A 17,453-nucleotide genomic window follows, 5' to 3' on the forward strand; every position below is an offset into this window, starting at 1 on the left:
TGCCATGGTCGACGTGACCGATGGTGCCGACGTTCACGTGCGGCTTGGTGCGCTCGAATTTAGCTTTTGCCATGACTTACTACCTCTAATTGAAAAATTTTTGAAGCGGCTGAGCGAACTCAGCCCTTCTTGGTGACGGCGTCGGCGATGTTGGCCGGTGCCTCTTCGTAGTGGTCGAATTCCATCGAGAACGTCGCGCGGCCCTGGCTCATGGAGCGCAGCGAGGTCGCGTAGCCGAACATTTCACCCAGCGGAATCATCGCGTTGATGATCTTGCCCGACGGGCTGTCGTCCTGACCCTGCAACACGCCACGGCGGCGGCTCACGTCGCCCATCACGTCACCCAGGTAATCCTCGGGGCTGACGATCTCGACCTTCATGATCGGCTCCAGCAACACCGGGCTGGCTTTCGCAAAGCCCTGCTTGAACGCCATCGACGCGGCCAGCTTGAACGCCATTTCCGAGGAGTCGACGTCGTGGTACGAGCCGAACACCAGCTTGACCTTCACGCCCACCACCGGGAATCCGGCGATCGGACCACTGGTGATCGTTTCGCGCAGACCCTTTTCAACCGAGGGGATGAATTCCTTCGGAATGATGCCGCCGGTGATGTCGTTGATGAAGAGGAAATCGTCCTTGACGTTGTCGCTCTTGCGATCTTCCTCGGTCATCGGCGACAGCTCGATCACCACGTGACCGTACTGACCCTTACCACCGGACTGCTTGGCGTGCTTGTAGTCGGACTTGACGTCGGATTTGCGGATCGTCTCGCGGTAGGCCACCTGCGGCTTGCCGACGTTGGCCTCGACATTGAACTCGCGACGCATACGGTCGACGATGATGTCCAGGTGCAACTCACCCATGCCCGAGATGATGGTCTGGCCGGATTCTTCGTCGGTCTTGACGCGGAACGAGGGATCTTCCTGCGCCAGACGGCCCAGGGCCATACCCATCTTTTCCTGGTCCGACTTGGTCTTCGGCTCGACGGCCATCGAGATCACCGGCTCCGGAAACACCATGCGCTCCAGGGTGATGATCTTGTCCTGCGCACACAGGGTGTCGCCGGTGGTGACGTCCTTCAGACCCACGGCAGCGGCGATGTCGCCAGCGCGCACTTCCTTGATCTCTTCGCGATTGTTGGAGTGCATCTGCAGGATGCGGCCCACACGCTCCTTCTTCGACTTGACCGGGTTATAGACCTGGTCGCCGGAATTCAGCGTGCCCGAGTAGACGCGGAAGAACGTGAGCGAGCCCACGAACGGGTCGGTCATGATCTTGAACGCCAACGCCGAGAACGGCGCGGTATCGCTCGCAGCGCGCGTGTCTTCCTTCTCGTCCTCGTCGATGCCCTGCACTGGCGGACGGTCGGCCGGCGACGGCAGCAGGTGCACGACGCCGTCGAGCATCGCCTGCACGCCCTTGTTCTTAAACGCCGAACCACAGAACACCGGCACGATCTCGACCTTCAGGGTGCGCTCGCGCAGACCCTGCAGGATCTCTTCCTCGGTCAGGTCGCCTTCGTTGAGGTACTTGTCCATCAGATCTTCACTGGCTTCTGCAGCCGCTTCGATCATGAACGAACGCGCCTCGGTCGCCACATCGACCAGATCGACCGGGATGTCGCGGTATTCAAAGGTGGTGCCCTGCGATGCGGAATCCCAGTGGATCGCCTTCATCTTGAGCAGGTCGACCACGCCTTCAAAGCCGTCTTCGGCGCCGATCGGCACCTGCATCGGCACAGCGTATGCACCCAGACGGGCCTTCAGCTGCTCCACGACCTTGTCGAAGTTGGCACCGGTACGGTCCATCTTGTTGACGAAGGCCATGCGCGGCACGGAATACTTGTTGGCCTGACGCCACACGGTCTCGGACTGCGGCTGCACGCCACCGACCGCACACAGCACGAACACCGCACCGTCGAGCACGCGCAAGGAGCGCTCCACTTCGATGGTGAAGTCGACGTGCCCGGGGGTGTCGATGATGTTGAAGCGGTGCTGCTGCATGGACTTGTCCATGCCCGACCAGAACGCAGTGGTTGCCGCGGAGGTGATGGTGATACCACGCTCCTGCTCCTGCTCCATCCAGTCCATCACTGCCGCGCCGTCATGGACTTCGCCGATCTTGTGACTCACACCGGTGTAGAACAGGATGCGTTCGGAGGTGGTGGTTTTGCCGGCATCGATGTGGGCCATGATGCCGAAGTTGCGGTAACGCTCGATAGGGGTGGTGCGGGCCACGGGGAGCCTCTCAATTTCTTGGATTTCGGATGGCCGAACGCCGCCTTTCGGCGGCCTTCGGATTGGTAGCGACGCCAGAGGCGTCGCAAACAGCACTCATATGGTGCTGAAGGGCCCCGTTACCAAGGCCCCCGAGGTCACCAGCGGTAGTGTGCGAACGCCTTGTTCGCTTCCGCCATACGGTGGGTCTCTTCGCGCTTCTTGATCGCGCCGCCACGGCTTTCCGCAGCGTCCAGCAGTTCGGCAGCCAGCTTGCGCGGCATGGTGTTCTCACCACGCTTGCGCGCGGAGTCGATCAACCAGCGCATTGCCAGCGCCATGCGACGGGAGGAGCGCACTTCGACGGGCACCTGATAGGTAGCACCACCGACGCGACGCGATTTGACTTCGACAGCCGGGGCCACGTTGTCCAGTGCTTTCTGCACCAGCTCGATGGCATTCGGATTCTTTTCGCCAATGACGTCCATTGCGCCATAGACAATTTTCTCAGCAACCGACTTCTTGCCACTTTGCATCACCATGTTGATGAAGCGGGCAATGGTTTCGCTGCCATGCTTGGGATCAGGCAGGACGGTGCGCTGCGGAGTAGAACCTTTACGGGACATTAGAGTATTTCCTTAGCTCTTCGGGCGCTTGGCGCCGTACTTGGAACGACCTTGACGGCGCTTTGCGACGCCGGCGGCGTCCAGCGAACCACGGACGGTGTGATAACGCACACCGGGAAGATCCTTGACGCGACCACCGCGAATCAGGACCACGGAGTGCTCCTGCAGGTTGTGGCCTTCACCACCGATGTAGCTGATGACCTCTTCCTGGTTCGTCAGACGCACTTTGGCGACCTTACGCAGGGCCGAGTTCGGCTTCTTCGGGGTAGTGGTGTAGACGCGTGTGCAGACGCCGCGGCGCTGCGGACACTTGTCCAGTGCCGGAGAGGCACTCTTGTAGGTGGTCGCTTGCCGGGGCTTGCGGACCAGCTGATTGATCGTTGCCATCAGTCGATTCTTCTGATTGGAGGCCGAAACGGCCTTGCATGAAAACGAAGGAAGGCCGTGAAACGGCCCACCGAGACAGAGAAGTATAGCTGGCAGGGCAAAACTCCGTCAACTTCACGGAAACCTAACCCTACTGGTCCTTCCAGGACCGGAAAACGGAGGGCCTCCTGCCCTCCTTTTCGCTTGGCTTACGGCGGCCTTGCGACCGCCGTCGGAGCGCTTACTCCTCGTCCGCGCCAGCGTCGGCCACGGCTGCGACCGGTTCGGCCACTGCGGGCTTGCCCGACAGCGTTTCCATTTCAGAGTCGGTCAGACCCGACGCCTTGCGACGGCTGGCGTGATACGCCAGACCGGTACCGGCCGGAATCAGACGACCCACGATCACGTTTTCCTTCAGACCGCGCAGGTTGTCGCGAGTACCGCGAACGGCCGCCTCGGTCAACACGCGGGTGGTCTCCTGGAACGACGCCGCCGAGATAAACGACTCGGTGGCCAGCGAGGCCTTGGTGATACCCAGCAACACCGGATCGTACTTGGCCGGCAGTTCGTTGCGCGTGGTCAGACGTGCATTTTCCTCGATGACGCGCTGGCGCTCGACCTGCTCGCCGTTGAGGAACTTGCTGTTGCCCTGGTCGACGATTTCGACCTTGCGCAACATCTGGCGGGTGATCACTTCGATGTGCTTGTCGTTGATCTTCACGCCCTGCAGGCGGTACACGTCCTGGATTTCCTTGACCAGGTAGGCGGCCAGCGGCTCGACGCCCAGCAGACGCAGGATGTCCTGCGGGCTCGGCTCGCCGTCCACCACGGTTTCGCCCTTGGTCACGTGCTCGCCTTCGAACACGATGATCTGGCGGTACTTCGGGATCAGCTCTTCGTGTTCCGAACCATCGGTGTCCTTGATGATCAGGCGCTGCTTGCCCTTGGTGTCCTTACCGAAGCTGATGATGCCCGAACGCTCGGCCAGGATCGCCGGATCCTTCGGCTTGCGTGCTTCGAACAAGTCGGCAACGCGCGGCAGACCACCGGTGATGTCGCGGGTCTTGGACGCTTCCTGCGGAATCTTCGCCACCACGTCGCCCACGCCGACGGCGGCGCCGTCCTGCAGGTTGACGATGGAGCGCGGCGGCAGCAGGTACTGGGCCGGCAGATCCGTGTTCGGGATGGTCAGGTCGTTGCCCTTGCCGTCGACGATGCGCACGATCGGGCGCAGTTCCTTGGCCTGTGCACCGCGACGCTTCGGGTCAGTGATTTCGCGCGAGGCCAGACCGGTCAGCTCGTCGGTCTTCTCGATGACGGTGACGCCGTCGACGAAGTCGATGAAGCGGATGAAGCCGGCCACTTCCGACACGATCGGGTGGTTATGCGGATCCCAGTTGGCCACGCCCTGCCCGGCCTTGACTGCGTCACCGTCCTTGGCAGTGATGGTGGCGCCGTACGGCAGTTTGTAACGCTCGCGCTCGCGACCGTGGCCGTCGAGCACCGACAGCTCGCCCGAACGCGACACTGCGACCAGCGAACCATTGGCATGCTCGACCGACTTCAAGTTGTTGAACTTGATCGAACCGGTGGTCTTGACCGTGATGTTGTCCACGGCCGCCGCACGCGAGGCCGCACCACCGATGTGGAACGTACGCATGGTCAGCTGGGTACCCGGCTCACCGATCGACTGGGCGGCGATGACGCCGACCGCTTCACCGATGTTGACCTGGTGACCGCGTGCGAGATCGCGACCGTAGCAACGTGCGCACACGCCGAACGAGGATTCGCAGCTGATGGTCGAACGCACCTTCACCGACTGCACGCTGGCGTCTTCGAGCTTGGCAACCCAGGCTTCGTCCAGCAGCGTGTTGCGGGTGACGATCGGTTCTTCATCGTTGCCCGGCAGGTACACGTCCTCGGCCACCACACGACCCAGCACGCGCTCCTTCAACGGCTCCACCACATCGCCGCCTTCCACGATCGGGGTCATGATCAACCCTTCGGTGGTGCCGCAATCGACTTCGGTAATCACCACGTCCTGCGCCACGTCGACCAGACGACGGGTCAGGTAACCCGAGTTCGCGGTCTTCAGCGCGGTATCGGCCAGACCCTTACGGGCACCGTGGGTGGAGTTGAAGTACTCCTGCACGTTCAGGCCTTCGCGGAAGTTCGCCTTGATGGGCGTCTCGATGATCGAGCCGTCCGGACGCGCCATCAGACCGCGCATACCGGCCAGCTGACGGATCTGCGCCTGGCTACCACGGGCACCGGAGTCGGCCATGATGTACAGCGAGTTCATCGACTTCTGGTCGATGGTCTCACCCTTGGCATTTTCGACCTTTTCGGTACCGATGGTGTCCATCATCGCCTTGGCGATGCGCTCGCTGGTACGCGACCAGATGTCCACCACCTTGTTGTAGCGCTCGCCGGCGGTGACCAGACCCGACTGGTACTGCTCCTGGATTTCCAGCACTTCGGCTTCCGCCTCGGTGAGGATGCCCTTCTTCTCGTCCGGGATCAGCATGTCGTCGATGCCGATCGACACGCCTGCGCGGGTGGCGTAGGCATAGCCGGTGTACATCAGCTTGTCGGCGAACACGACGGTGTCCTTCAAGCCCAGCAGACGGTAGCTGGAGTTGATCAGACGCGAGATGTTCTTCTTGGTCATCTCGGTGTTGGCCAGCTGGAACGGCAGGCCTTCGGGCAGGATTTCGCTCAGCAGCGCGCGACCGACCGTGGTATCCACGATCGAGGTGCCGCTGGTGCGCTTGCCGTCCACCGCGTCCACGTCCACCTGGGTGATGCGGACCTTGACCTTGGCGTGCAGTTCCACCACGCGGTTGTCGTAGGCGCGCTTCACTTCGCTGGTGTTCGCAAACACCATGCCCTCGCCCTTCTTGTTCTCGAGGGCGCGGCTCATGTAGTACAGGCCCAACACCACGTCCTGCGACGGCACGATGATCGGCTCGCCGTTGGCCGGCGACAGGATGTTGTTGGTGGACATCATCAGCGCACGCGCTTCCAGCTGGGCTTCCAGCGAGAGCGGCACGTGGACGGCCATCTGGTCACCGTCGAAGTCGGCGTTGAACGCAGTACACACCAGCGGATGCAGCTGGATGGCCTTGCCTTCGATCAACACCGGCTCGAACGCCTGGATGCCCAGACGGTGCAGGGTCGGCGCACGGTTCAACAGTACCGGATGCTCGCGGATGACCTCTTCCAGGATGTCCCAGACTTCGGCTTCTTCGCGCTCGACCAGCTTCTTGGCGGCCTTGATGGTGGTGGCCAGGCCACGACGCTGCAGCTTGGCGAACACGAACGGCTTGAACAGCTCCAGCGCCATCTTCTTCGGCAGGCCGCACTGGTGCAGCTTGAGGTACGGACCGACGGTGATGACCGAACGGCCGGAGTAGTCCACGCGCTTGCCGAGCAGGTTCTGACGGAACCGGCCCTGCTTGCCCTTGATCATGTCGGCCAGCGACTTCAGCGGGCGCTTGTTGGTGCCGGTGATGGCACGGCCGCGACGGCCGTTGTCCAGCAACGCATCGACCGATTCCTGCAGCATGCGCTTTTCATTGCGCACGATGATGTCGGGCGCATTGAGCTCGAGCAGGCGACGCAGACGGTTGTTACGGTTGATCACGCGACGGTACAGATCGTTCAGATCCGAAGTCGCGAAGCGGCCACCATCCAGCGGCACCAGCGGACGCAGGTCCGGCGGCAGCACCGGCAGCACGGTCATGACCATCCACTCCGGACGGTTACCCGATTCCAGGAATGCTTCGATCAGCTTGATGCGCTTGGTGAGACGCTTGAGCTTGGTTTCCGAACCGGTGCTGGCGATCTCTTCGCGCAGGCGGGTCATTTCCGACTGCAGGTCGATCGTGCGCAGCAGCTCGTACACGGCCTCGGCGCCCATGGCGGCGTCGAAGTCGTCGTTGTACTCCTGGCGTGCGGTCAGGTACTGCTCTTCGGTCAGCAGCTGGCGGCGCTCGAGCGGGGTCAGGCCCGGCTCGGTGACGACATAGGCTTCGAAGTACAGCACGCGCTCGATGTCACGCAGGGTCATGTCCAGCATCAGGCCGATACGCGAGGGCAGCGACTTGAGGAACCAGATGTGCGCGACCGGCGAGGCCAGGTCGATGTGGCCCATGCGCTCGCGGCGCACCTTGGCCAGGGTGACTTCGGTGCCGCACTTTTCGCAGACCACACCACGATGCTTCATGCGCTTGTACTTGCCGCACAGGCACTCGTAGTCCTTGATCGGTCCGAAGATGGCGGCGCAGAACAGGCCGTCACGCTCGGGCTTGAAGGTCCGGTAGTTGATGGTTTCGGGCTTCTTCACTTCGCCGTAGGACCACGAACGGATCAGGTCCGGCGACGCCAGCGCGATCTTGATCGCGTCGAAATCCAGCGTCTGGCGCTGCTGATTGAAGAGGTTGAGCAGGTCTTTCATTTGATATCTCCGGGTCGGAGGAATTTCGTATCTGAGATGAAACCGAGGGCCTTACGTTCCGGACCCAGGCACCGCGTTGCGGCGCCCGGATCCAGCTCGATCACTCTTCCAGTTCCATGTTGATCGCCAGCGAGCGGATTTCCTTCACCAACACGTTGAAGGATTCCGGCATGCCCGCGACCATCTCGTGCTCACCATCGACGATGTTCTTGTACATCTGGTTGCGGCCCTGCACGTCGTCGGACTTCACCGTCAGCATTTCCTGCAGGGTGTAGGCCGCGCCGTAGGCTTCCAGCGCCCAGACTTCCATCTCACCGAAGCGCTGACCACCGAACTGCGCCTTGCCGCCCAGCGGCTGCTGGGTCACGAGCGAGTACGGGCCGGTCGAACGTGCATGCATCTTGTCGTCGACCAAGTGGTTCAACTTCAGGTAGTGCATGTAGCCAACCGTGGTCTTGCGATCGAACGCCTCGCCGGTGCGACCGTCGTACAGCTGGGTCTGACCGCTCTGCGGCAGGTCGGCCAGTTCCAGCATGCGCTTGATCTCGGCTTCGCTGGCGCCATCGAACACCGGGGTGGCCATCGGCACGCCGTCGATCAGGTTCTTGCCCAGGTTGAGCAATTCCTCATCGCTGAACTGCGACAGGTCCACGCGCTCGGCACTGATCGCGCCGTCGTGGTTGTAGATGTCGTTGAGGAACTTGCGCAGCTCGCTCACCGCCGCCTGTGCTTCCAGCATGCGCTGGATCTTGCGACCCAGGCCCTTGGCCGCCCAGCCCAGATGCACTTCCAGAATCTGGCCGATGTTCATACGCGACGGCACGCCGAGCGGGTTCAGCACGATGTCCACCGGCTCGCCGGTCGCCATGTACGGCATGTCTTCCACCGGCACGACATTGGACACCACACCCTTGTTGCCGTGGCGGCCCGCCATCTTGTCGCCCGGCTGGATGCGGCGCTTCACGGCCAGGAACACCTTGACCATCTTCAGCACGCCCGGTGCGAGGTCATCGCCCTGGGTGATCTTGCCGCGCTTGTCGGCAAAACGTGCTTCGAATTCCTTCTCGTGCGCCTGGATCTGCTTCTGTGCGCGTTCGATGGCGTCGGCAGCGTCTTCGTCCTTCATGCGCAGCTGGAACCAATCGGACTTCTTCAGCCCGTCCAGATATGCGTCGGTGACGTTGTCGCCCTTCTTCAGGTTCGCGCCGCCGTTGGCGACCTTACCCACGATCTGCGAGCGCAGACGTGCGTAGATGGCCGCTTCCAGGATGCGGAACTGGTCGTCGAAGTCCTTCTTGACGCGCTTGATTTCGGACTCTTCGATCTGACGCGCACGCTTGTCCTTCTCGATGCCGTCGCGGGTGAAGACCTGCACGTCGATGACGGTGCCGTCCATGCCCGGAGGCACGCGCAGCGAGCTGTCCTTCACGTCGGACGCCTTCTCGCCGAAGATCGCACGCAGCAGCTTTTCTTCCGGGGTCAGCTGGCTTTCGCCCTTCGGCGTGACCTTGCCGACCATGATGTCGCCGGCGCGAACTTCTGCACCGATGTACACCACGCCGCTCTCGTCCAGGCGGTTCAACGCCTGCTCGGACACGTTCGGGATGTCGGCGGAAATTTCCTCCGGTCCCAGCTTGGTGTCGCGCGCAACGCAGGTCAGCTCTTCGATGTGGATCGTGGTGTAACGATCTTCTTCCACCACGCGCTCGGAGAGCAGGATGGAGTCTTCGAAGTTGTAGCCGTTCCACGGCATGAAGGCGATCAGCATGTTCTGACCCAGCGCCAGTTCACCGATGTCGGTGGACGGGCCGTCGGCCAGCACGTCGCCGCGCGCGATCACGTCGCCCACGTTCACCAGCGGACGCTGGTTGATGCAGGTGTTCTGGTTGGAGCGGGTGTACTTGATCAGGTTGTAGATATCCACGCCGGCATCGGTGCCGCCGCCGATTTCTGCCTCGTTGACCTTGACCACGATGCGGGCCGCGTCGATCTGCTCGATCACGCCACCACGCAACGCATTCACGGTCACGCCCGAGTCGCGCGCAACCGCACGCTCGATACCGGTACCAACCAGCGGCTTCTGCGAACGCAGCGTCGGCACAGCCTGGCGCTGCATGTTGGCGCCCATCAGTGCGCGGTTGGCGTCGTCGTGTTCCAGGAACGGCACCAGCGCCGCAGCGACCGACACGGTCTGCATCGGCGAGACGTCCATGAAGTGCACTTCGGACGGCGGCTTCAACAGCGATTCGCCCTGGAACCGGCACGGCACGAACTGCTCGGTGAGCATGTTCCTGGCATCGGTCAGCGCATTCGCCTGGGCGATCACGTACTCATTTTCTTCGATCGCCGAGAGGTATTCGACGTCGTCGGAGACCTTGCCGTCCAGCACCTTACGGTACGGCGTCTCGAGGAAGCCGTACTGGTTGGTGCGGGCGAACACGGCCAGCGAGTTGATCAGGCCGATGTTCGGGCCTTCCGGCGTTTCGATGGTGCAGACGCGGCCGTAGTGGGTCGGATGCACGTCGCGCACTTCGAAGCCTGCGCGTTCGCGGGTCAGACCGCCCGGGCCCAGTGCGGAGACGCGACGCTTGTGCGTCACTTCCGACAGCGGGTTGTTCTGATCCATGAACTGCGACAGCTGCGAGGAGCCGAAGAATTCCTTGATCGCTGCAGCCACCGGCTTGGCGTTGATCAGTTCCTGCGGGGTCAGGCCTTCGGATTCGGCCATCGACAACCGCTCCTTGACCGCGCGCTCGACGCGGACCAGGCCCACGCGGAACACGTTCTCGGCCATTTCGCCGACCGAACGCACACGACGGTTACCCAGGTGATCGATGTCATCGACCACGCCGCGACCGTTGCGGATTTCGGTGAGCACCTTGATCACTTCCAGGATGTCGGAAGTATCGGTGTGCTCGGCGACCAGGCGCTTGGATTCTTCGTCGTTGCGCTCGGCGAAGTACTTCTTGTCGTACAGCACCGATTCGCCCAGCACGTCCTTGCGGCCGACGCGGCGGTTGAACTTCATGCGGCCGACCGTGGACAGGTCGTAGCGCTCGAAGGTGAAGAACAGGTTGTGGAACAGGTTCTGCGCAGCTTCCTTGGTCGGCGGCTCGCCCGGACGCATCATGCGGTAGATTTCCACCAGCGCTTCCAGCTGCGTCTTGGTCGGATCGATGCGCAAGGTGTTGGACAGGTACGGACCACGGTCCAGATCGTTCACCCACAGGGTGCCGACCGCATCGACGCCGGCCTTGCGGAACGCGGCCAGCTGGTCTTCGCTGATTTCGTCGTTGGCGTTGGCCAGCAGCTCACCGGTGGAACCATCGACCACGTCGTGCGACAGGATGCGGCCGACCAAGTAGTCGTCCGGCACGGCCAGCGCGGCAACGCCGGCGGCTTCCAGCTGCTTGACGTGACGCGCAGTGATGCGCTTGCCCGCTTCCACGATGACCTTGTCGCCATCGGCCAGATCGAAGTTCAGCGTTTCACCACGCAGGCGCTCCGGCACCAGCTCCAGCTGCACGCCTTCGTCCGGATTGATGTGGAAGGTGTTGATCTCGAAGAACTCGGCCAGCATCTCTTCGTTGCTGTAGCCAAGCGCACGCAGCAGGATCGACACCGGCAGCTTGCGGCGACGGTCGATACGGGTGAACAGCGCATCCTTCGGGTCGAACTCGAAGTCCAGCCAGGAGCCGCGGTACGGAATGATGCGGGCGCTGTACAGCAGCTTGCCCGAGCTGTGGGTCTTGCCACGGTCGTGGTCGAAGAACACGCCCGGCGAGCGATGCAGCTGCGAGACGATCACGCGCTCGGTGCCGTTGACGATGAAGGTACCGTTGCCGGTCATCAGCGGAATTTCGCCGAGATAGACCTCCTGCTCCTTCACGTACTTGATGGCCTTGGTCGACGACTCGCGGTCGTAGATCACCAGGCGCACGGTCACGCGCAGCGGCGCGCCATAGCTCATGCCGCGCTGACGGCATTCACGCTCGTCAAACACCGGCTGACCCAACTTGTAGCCCACGTACTCGAGCGCAGCGTTACCGCTGTAGCTGGAGATCGGGAACACCGATTTCAGAGCGGCATGCAGACCGAGGTCCTTGCGCTTGGTCGGCTCCACGTCTTCCTGCAGGAATTCGCGATAGGAATCCACCTGGATGGCAAGCAGGAACGGCACTTCGAGAATCGAGCGCTGCTTGCCGAAGTCCTTGCGGATACGCTTTTTTTCGGTGAACGAATAAGACGTCATGAGGTCTTCACCCTAGGCTGCGGGGGCCACGTCGCGGCGGCCCTGAAATAACAAAATTGTCAGTTGGAAGTCGCTGGTATTGCCGGCACCAGCACGCCTTCTCCCGCTACTTCCAACTACCAACTCGGTGAGGCCGGAATCGGGAATGGGGATTCGGGAATCGGAAGAGCGCACACCTTGCAGTTGCGACTTTTCGACCCTCATTCCGACTCACGTCCGAAACGGCCAAAGGCCGGGGGCTTTACGCCCCCAGCCTTCAGTGCATCACCATGAAACGCTGGCGATGCAAGGTGTTGCTTACTTGATTTCGACCGTCGCGCCAGCTTCGGTCAGTTCCTTCTTGATCTTCTCGGCTTCGTCCTTGGTGGCGCCTTCCTTCAGCGTGCCACCGGCTTCGGTCAGATCCTTGGCTTCCTTCAGACCCAGGCCGGTCACGCCACGGACAGCCTTAATGGCGGCAACCTTGTTGGTGCCGGCGCTGGTCAGCACCACGGTGAACTCGGTCTGCTCTTCGACCACGGCGGCCGGGCCAGCAGCAGCGGCTGCGACCGGGGCGGCGGCGGAGACGCCGAACTTCTCTTCGATGGCCTTGACCAGCTCCATCACTTCCATCAGGGACTTCTCGGCGATGGCGTCGACGATCTGTTCGTTGGTAAGGGACATTGTGATTACCTTTAAGAGTTGATTCTGGATTGGGTTCTAGCGAACGCTAGGACATCAAGCTTCGGCAGTCTCGGCAGCCGGCGCGGCGGCTTCGTCGCCACCACCCTGCTTGTCGCCGACGGCCTTGACGGCACGGGCGAACATCGCAGCCGGTTCGGACAGCACGCGAGCCAGCATGGCCAGGGCCTGGTCACGGGTCGGCAGCGAGGCCAACACGTCGACGTGGCTGGCCGGGAACAGTTCCCCGCCAATTGCCACGACCTTGGCCTGCAGCTTTTCGTTGCTCTTGGCGAATTCCTTGATCAGGCGCCCGGCAGCGCCGGGTTCCTCCATCGAAAACGCATACACCAAAGGACCAACCAGCTTGTCGGACGCGACAGCGAATTCGGTACCTTCGACGGCACGCACGGCCAGGGTATTCTTGACGACTTTCAAGAACACGCCGGTCTCGCGGGCCTGCTTACGCATCGCGGTCATCTGGGAGACCGTGGTGCCAGCGTATTCGGCGGCGATCAGGGAGTGGGCCTTGGCGGCGATGTCTGCCAGCTCGGCGACTACGTCTTGCTTCTGGGACAGATTGAGAGCCATTGCACTCCTCCGTTAAAGCCGGGATTCGGGATTGGTGATTCGGGATTCGTCACAGCGATCACGCCGCCGTTGACAATCCCAAATGCCGAATCACTAGTCCCCGCTTCAAACTACTCCGCTCGCGGCTCCTGCCGGTTGCGGTCCAGGGCAGCCTCCATCCTGGAAGCCGGGAACATCGACCGATGTTCCGTTGGTGGCCGTTCTAGACCTGGAGTGGACTCGATCCGGGATGTCCCAGACGCGCGTAAACCAGAAAGCTCCAGAAGGGCGACACCATCTACGCCGGCCAGTTCGAAAACGAACCGATTAAGCGACCCCGCTACGTCGACGGCGACTCCCTGCCAGTGCGAGCATCCGTGCCCGTCGTCGACCTGCGCTGACCGCGCCTGCGGTCTTTGACGGCTACCGCCGGACACGCCGGCGATCGCCTTCAAAATGTCCGTTACCCCAAAGGAGGGAACGGACTCCCAGCACACGGTAACCCGGGCCGGAAAAACAATGCTGTACTCCACAAACACGTCAGGCGCATGACGCCTGACGCATTCGATTACTTCAGCGACAGGCTCGACTGGTCGACCGTTACGCCCGGACCCATGGTCGAGCTGACCGACACCTTCTGCAGGTAGGTACCCTTGGAGGTCGCCGGCTTGGCCTTCAGCAGATCGGCCAGCAGGGCCTGCAGGTTCGACTTCAGCGCTTCGTCATCGAAGCTGGCCTTGCCGATCGTGCAGTGAATGATGCCGGCCTTGTCGGTGCGGTAGCGCACCTGGCCCGACTTGGCGTTCTTGACCGCTTCGCCCGGGTTCGCCGACACAGTGCCGACCTTCGGGTTCGGCATCAGGCCGCGCGGGCCCAGCAGGGTGCCCAGCTTACCGACGACGCGCATGGCGTCCGGGGTGGCAATGACCACGTCGTAGCTCAGGTCGCCGGCCTGCATCTTCTCGGCCAGGTCGTCCATGCCCACTGCCTCGGCACCAGCAGCCAGGGCTTCGTCAGCCTTGGCACCGGCCGGTGCGAACACCGCAACGCGCACGCTCTTGCCGGTACCTGCCGGCAGCACGGTGGAACCGCGCACCTGCTGGTCGGACTTCTTGGCGTCCACGCCCAGACGCACGGCAACGTCGATGGACTCGACGAACTTGGCCTTGGTGGCGGTCTTCAGGATCTTGATTGCGTCTTCGAAGGCATAGGTCTTGCCCGGAACGACAGCGGCCGCAATGGCCTTAACGCGCTTGGTCTGTGCCATGTCTTAGCCCTCCACCGTCAAACCCATGCTGCGGGCAGTACCCGCAATCGTACGAACCGACGCTTCGAGCTCGGCTGCCGTCAGATCGGCTTCCTTGGTCTTGGCGATCTCTTCCAGCTGCTTGCGCGTGACCTTGCCCACCTTGTCGGTGTTGGGACGCTTCGAGCCGGACGTGACGCCTGCTGCCTTCTTGAGCAGCACGCTGGCCGGGGTGCTCTTGGTGATGAAGGTGAAGGTGCGGTCCGAATACGCGGTGATGATCACCGGCGTCGGCAGGCCCGGTTCCAGCTTGGAGGTCGCTGCATTGAACGCCTTGCAGAACTCCATGATGTTCAGACCGCGCTGACCCAGCGCAGGGCCGACCGGCGGCGCAGGATTGGCCTGACCGGCCTTCACCTGCAACTTGATGTACGCAACTATCTTCTTAGCCATTTCGATGCTCTCCGGGTGCTAGCGCCTGCACGGCAGGCTCCCCATCGGACCGGGAGAATCACGCGTCCCGGCTTCGCGTTGTCATTACACGCAGATGGCCGCCTTGCGGCAGCCAATGTTTCCCGGCGGTCGCCAGGTCAGCGAGCCGCGCACTATAGCAGCATTTGAGGCAGGCGCCTAGCCGGCAACCCGCCGAGGGTCAACCCTTCTCGACCTGCCCGAACTCGAGCTCGACCGGTGTGGAGCGACCGAAGATGAGCACGGCTACGCGCAGCCTGCTCTTCTCGTAATTGACTTCCTCGACGACGCCATTGAAGTCGTTGAACGGACCGTCGGTGACGCGCACCATCTGCCCCGGTTCGAACAACACCTTCGGGCGCGGTTTTTCAACACCGTCCTGCACACGCTGCAGGATGGCATCCGCCTCTTCGTCGCGGATCGGTAGAGGACGGTCGGCCGTACCACCGATGAAGCCCATGACCTTGGAAGTTTCCTTCACCAGGTGCCAGCTTTCGTTGTCGATGCGCGGAATACCGGCCTCTTCATGCGTCTCGATCTGCACCAGCACGTAGCCGGGGAAGAACTTGCGCTCGGAGCGACGCTTCTGGCCGGCGCGCATCTCGATGACTTCTTCAGTCGGCACCAGCACCTCACCGAAACGATCTTCCATCTCGGTGCGGACGATGCGGTCGCGCAATGCCTGCGCAACGGATTTTTCAAAGCCTGAATAGGCGTGAACGACGTACCAACGCTTCACTGCTTGATTCTCCTCAACGAGCCAGGAACCACTGCGTGAGCTTCTGGATGACGAAGTCGAAGCCGCCCAACAGCAAACTCAGAATGATCACAACAACAATCACGACCCAGGTGGTGCGAATGGCTTCCTGGCGCGTCGGCCAGACCACCTTACGCAACTCAAACCTGGATTCGGACATGAATTCACGGGTTTCACGGCCCTTGCCGGTCCCCAAAAATACAAACGCACCCGCCACCAACCCGACGATGACCGCCAGCGCGCGCAACTGCGGCGTCCAGGCGCCCAACTGAGTCGCGCGCTCGGGAGCGGAAAACCAGAACCACACAAACAGCCCCGCAACCACCAGGATCGCAGAGATCACATATTTCACGATATCAGCGCTGGCAGCAGACGCGCTTTTGGAAGGCTCGATTTTGCTATTCATCCGGCTCTAGTTACCGATCTGACCCGAATCGCTGGGCCGGAAAGAGGAGTGGCACGCCAGGAGGGACTCGAACCCCCAACCTGCGGTTTTGGAGACCGCTGCTCTGCCAATTGAGCTACTGGCGTATGTACTCGTTTACCGCAAACCCCAAGACAACGAAGGCGGACCGAGGTTCAGCCGGCCCGCCATTCGCGCAAATCGGCGACCGAAGTCGCCGAACTGCAGGCACTGCTTACTTGATGACCTTGGCAACCACGCCGGCGCCGACGGTGCGGCCACCTTCACGGATTGCAAAGCGCAGACCTTCGTCCATCGCGACCGGGTTGATCAGGGTTACGACCATCTTGACGTTGTCGCCCGGCATCACCATTTCCACGCCTTCCGGCAGCTGGCACGCGCCAGTGATGTCGGTGGTGCGGAAGTAGAACTGCGGACGGTAGCCCTTGAAGAACGGGGTGTGACGGCCACCCTCGTCCTTGGACAGCACGTAGACTTCGGCTTCGAACTCGGTGTGCGGCTTGATCGAACCCGGCTTGCACAGCACCTGGCCACGCTCCACGTCGTCACGCTTGGTGCCGCGCAGCAGCAGACCGGCGTTGTCGCCTGCCTGGCCCTGGTCCAGCAGTTTGCGGAACATCTCCACGCCGGTGACCGTGGTCTTCTGCGTGTCGCGGATGCCGACGATTTCGATTTCGTCGCCCACCTTGATGATGCCGCGCTCGATACGACCGGTCACCACGGTGCCGCGGCCGGAGATCGAGAACACGTCTTCGACCGGCATCAGGAACGGACGGTCGACGTCACGGGTCGGCTCCGGAATGAAGCTGTCCAGGGCATCGACCAGCTTCAGGATGGCCGGCACACCGATCTCGCTCTGATCACCGTCCAGCGCCAGACGGGCCGAACCGTGGATGATCGGGGTGTCGTCGCCCGGGAAGTCGTACTTGCTGAGCAGCTCGCGCACTTCCATTTCGACCAGCTCGAGCAGCTCGGCGTCGTCGACCATGTCGGCCTTGTTCAGGAACACGACGATGTGCGGCACACCGACCTGACGCGAGAGCAGGATGTGCTCACGGGTCTGCGGCATCGGGCCGTCAGCGGCCGAACACACCAGGATCGCGCCGTCCATCTGCGCCGCACCGGTGATCATGTTCTTGACGTAGTCGGCGTGGCCGGGGCAGTCAACGTGTGCGTAGTGGCGAATCGGGGATTCGTATTCGACGTGGGCGGTCGAAATCGTGATGCCGCGCGCCTTTTCTTCCGGCGCTGCGTCGATCGCGTCATACGCCTTGAACTCGCCACCGAAACGCTCTGCACCGATCTTGGTCAGCGCGGCGGTCAACGTGGTCTTGCCATGGTCGACGTGACCGATGGTGCCGACGTTCACGTGCGGCTTGGTGCGCTCGAATTTAGCTTTTGCCATG

General features: G+C 62.2%; 12 protein-coding genes and 1 tRNA gene. All 13 read right to left on the reverse strand.

Annotation, left to right across the window (positions count from 1 at the left end):
• Positions 1-119 precede the first annotated feature (119 nt).
• Positions 120-2,237 (reverse strand): elongation factor G, encoded by a 2,118-nt coding sequence (gene fusA / locus XnspCFBP7698_RS20910; protein ID WP_123137738.1) that lies wholly within the window; start codon positions 2,235-2,237, stop codon positions 120-122.
• A gap of 137 nt (positions 2,238-2,374) precedes the next feature.
• Positions 2,375-2,842, reverse strand: coding sequence for a 30S ribosomal protein S7 (rpsG, locus tag XnspCFBP7698_RS20915; RefSeq protein ID WP_011260032.1), 468 nt, complete (start codon positions 2,840-2,842; stop codon positions 2,375-2,377).
• 12 nt (positions 2,843-2,854) lie between these two features.
• Positions 2,855-3,229, reverse strand: a complete 375-nt coding sequence (gene rpsL, locus XnspCFBP7698_RS20920; RefSeq protein WP_003469157.1) for a 30S ribosomal protein S12 — start codon at positions 3,227-3,229, stop codon at positions 2,855-2,857.
• A 220-nt stretch (positions 3,230-3,449) separates the two neighbouring features.
• On the reverse strand, positions 3,450-7,667 hold the full coding sequence (gene rpoC / locus XnspCFBP7698_RS20925; protein ID WP_047695307.1) for a DNA-directed RNA polymerase subunit beta': 4,218 nt from the start codon (positions 7,665-7,667) through the stop codon (positions 3,450-3,452).
• Between the two features lie 100 nt (positions 7,668-7,767).
• Entirely contained in the window at positions 7,768-11,919 is a 4,152-nt protein-coding gene (gene rpoB / locus XnspCFBP7698_RS20930) for a DNA-directed RNA polymerase subunit beta (RefSeq protein ID WP_047695306.1), read from the reverse strand.
• A 297-nt stretch (positions 11,920-12,216) separates the two neighbouring features.
• Positions 12,217-12,582: a 50S ribosomal protein L7/L12 gene (gene rplL / locus XnspCFBP7698_RS20935; protein WP_039414348.1), complete on the reverse strand. Its 366-nt coding sequence runs from the start codon at positions 12,580-12,582 to the stop codon at positions 12,217-12,219.
• A gap of 54 nt (positions 12,583-12,636) precedes the next feature.
• Entirely contained in the window at positions 12,637-13,170 is a 534-nt protein-coding gene (rplJ, locus tag XnspCFBP7698_RS20940) for a 50S ribosomal protein L10 (RefSeq protein ID WP_029219217.1), read from the reverse strand.
• Between the two features lie 547 nt (positions 13,171-13,717).
• Positions 13,718-14,416, reverse strand: a complete 699-nt coding sequence (gene rplA / locus XnspCFBP7698_RS20945; RefSeq protein ID WP_039415360.1) for a 50S ribosomal protein L1 — start codon at positions 14,414-14,416, stop codon at positions 13,718-13,720.
• 3 nt (positions 14,417-14,419) lie between these two features.
• Positions 14,420-14,848, reverse strand: a complete 429-nt coding sequence (rplK, locus tag XnspCFBP7698_RS20950) for a 50S ribosomal protein L11 (protein ID WP_039415357.1) — start codon at positions 14,846-14,848, stop codon at positions 14,420-14,422.
• Positions 14,849-15,047: 199 nt separating this feature from the next.
• Positions 15,048-15,605 (reverse strand): transcription termination/antitermination protein NusG, encoded by a 558-nt coding sequence (nusG, locus tag XnspCFBP7698_RS20955; protein ID WP_029219215.1) that lies wholly within the window; start codon positions 15,603-15,605, stop codon positions 15,048-15,050.
• Positions 15,606-15,618: 13 nt separating this feature from the next.
• A complete protein-coding gene (gene secE / locus XnspCFBP7698_RS20960) occupies positions 15,619-16,029 on the reverse strand; it encodes a preprotein translocase subunit SecE (protein ID WP_039415354.1) in 411 nt (136 codons plus the stop codon).
• A gap of 49 nt (positions 16,030-16,078) precedes the next feature.
• Positions 16,079-16,154: transfer RNA gene (locus XnspCFBP7698_RS20965), tRNA-Trp, on the reverse strand.
• A 107-nt stretch (positions 16,155-16,261) separates the two neighbouring features.
• The gene (gene tuf / locus XnspCFBP7698_RS20970; RefSeq protein WP_047695376.1) at positions 16,262-17,452 is read right to left on the reverse strand and encodes an elongation factor Tu; all 1,191 of its coding nucleotides are present in this window, start codon (positions 17,450-17,452) and stop codon (positions 16,262-16,264) included.
• Position 17,453: the final 1 nt, after the last annotated feature.

The sequence above is a fragment of the Xanthomonas sp. CFBP 7698 genome, assembly GCF_003600855.1.
In the GTDB taxonomy this organism is placed as follows: domain Bacteria; phylum Pseudomonadota; class Gammaproteobacteria; order Xanthomonadales; family Xanthomonadaceae; genus Xanthomonas; species Xanthomonas cannabis.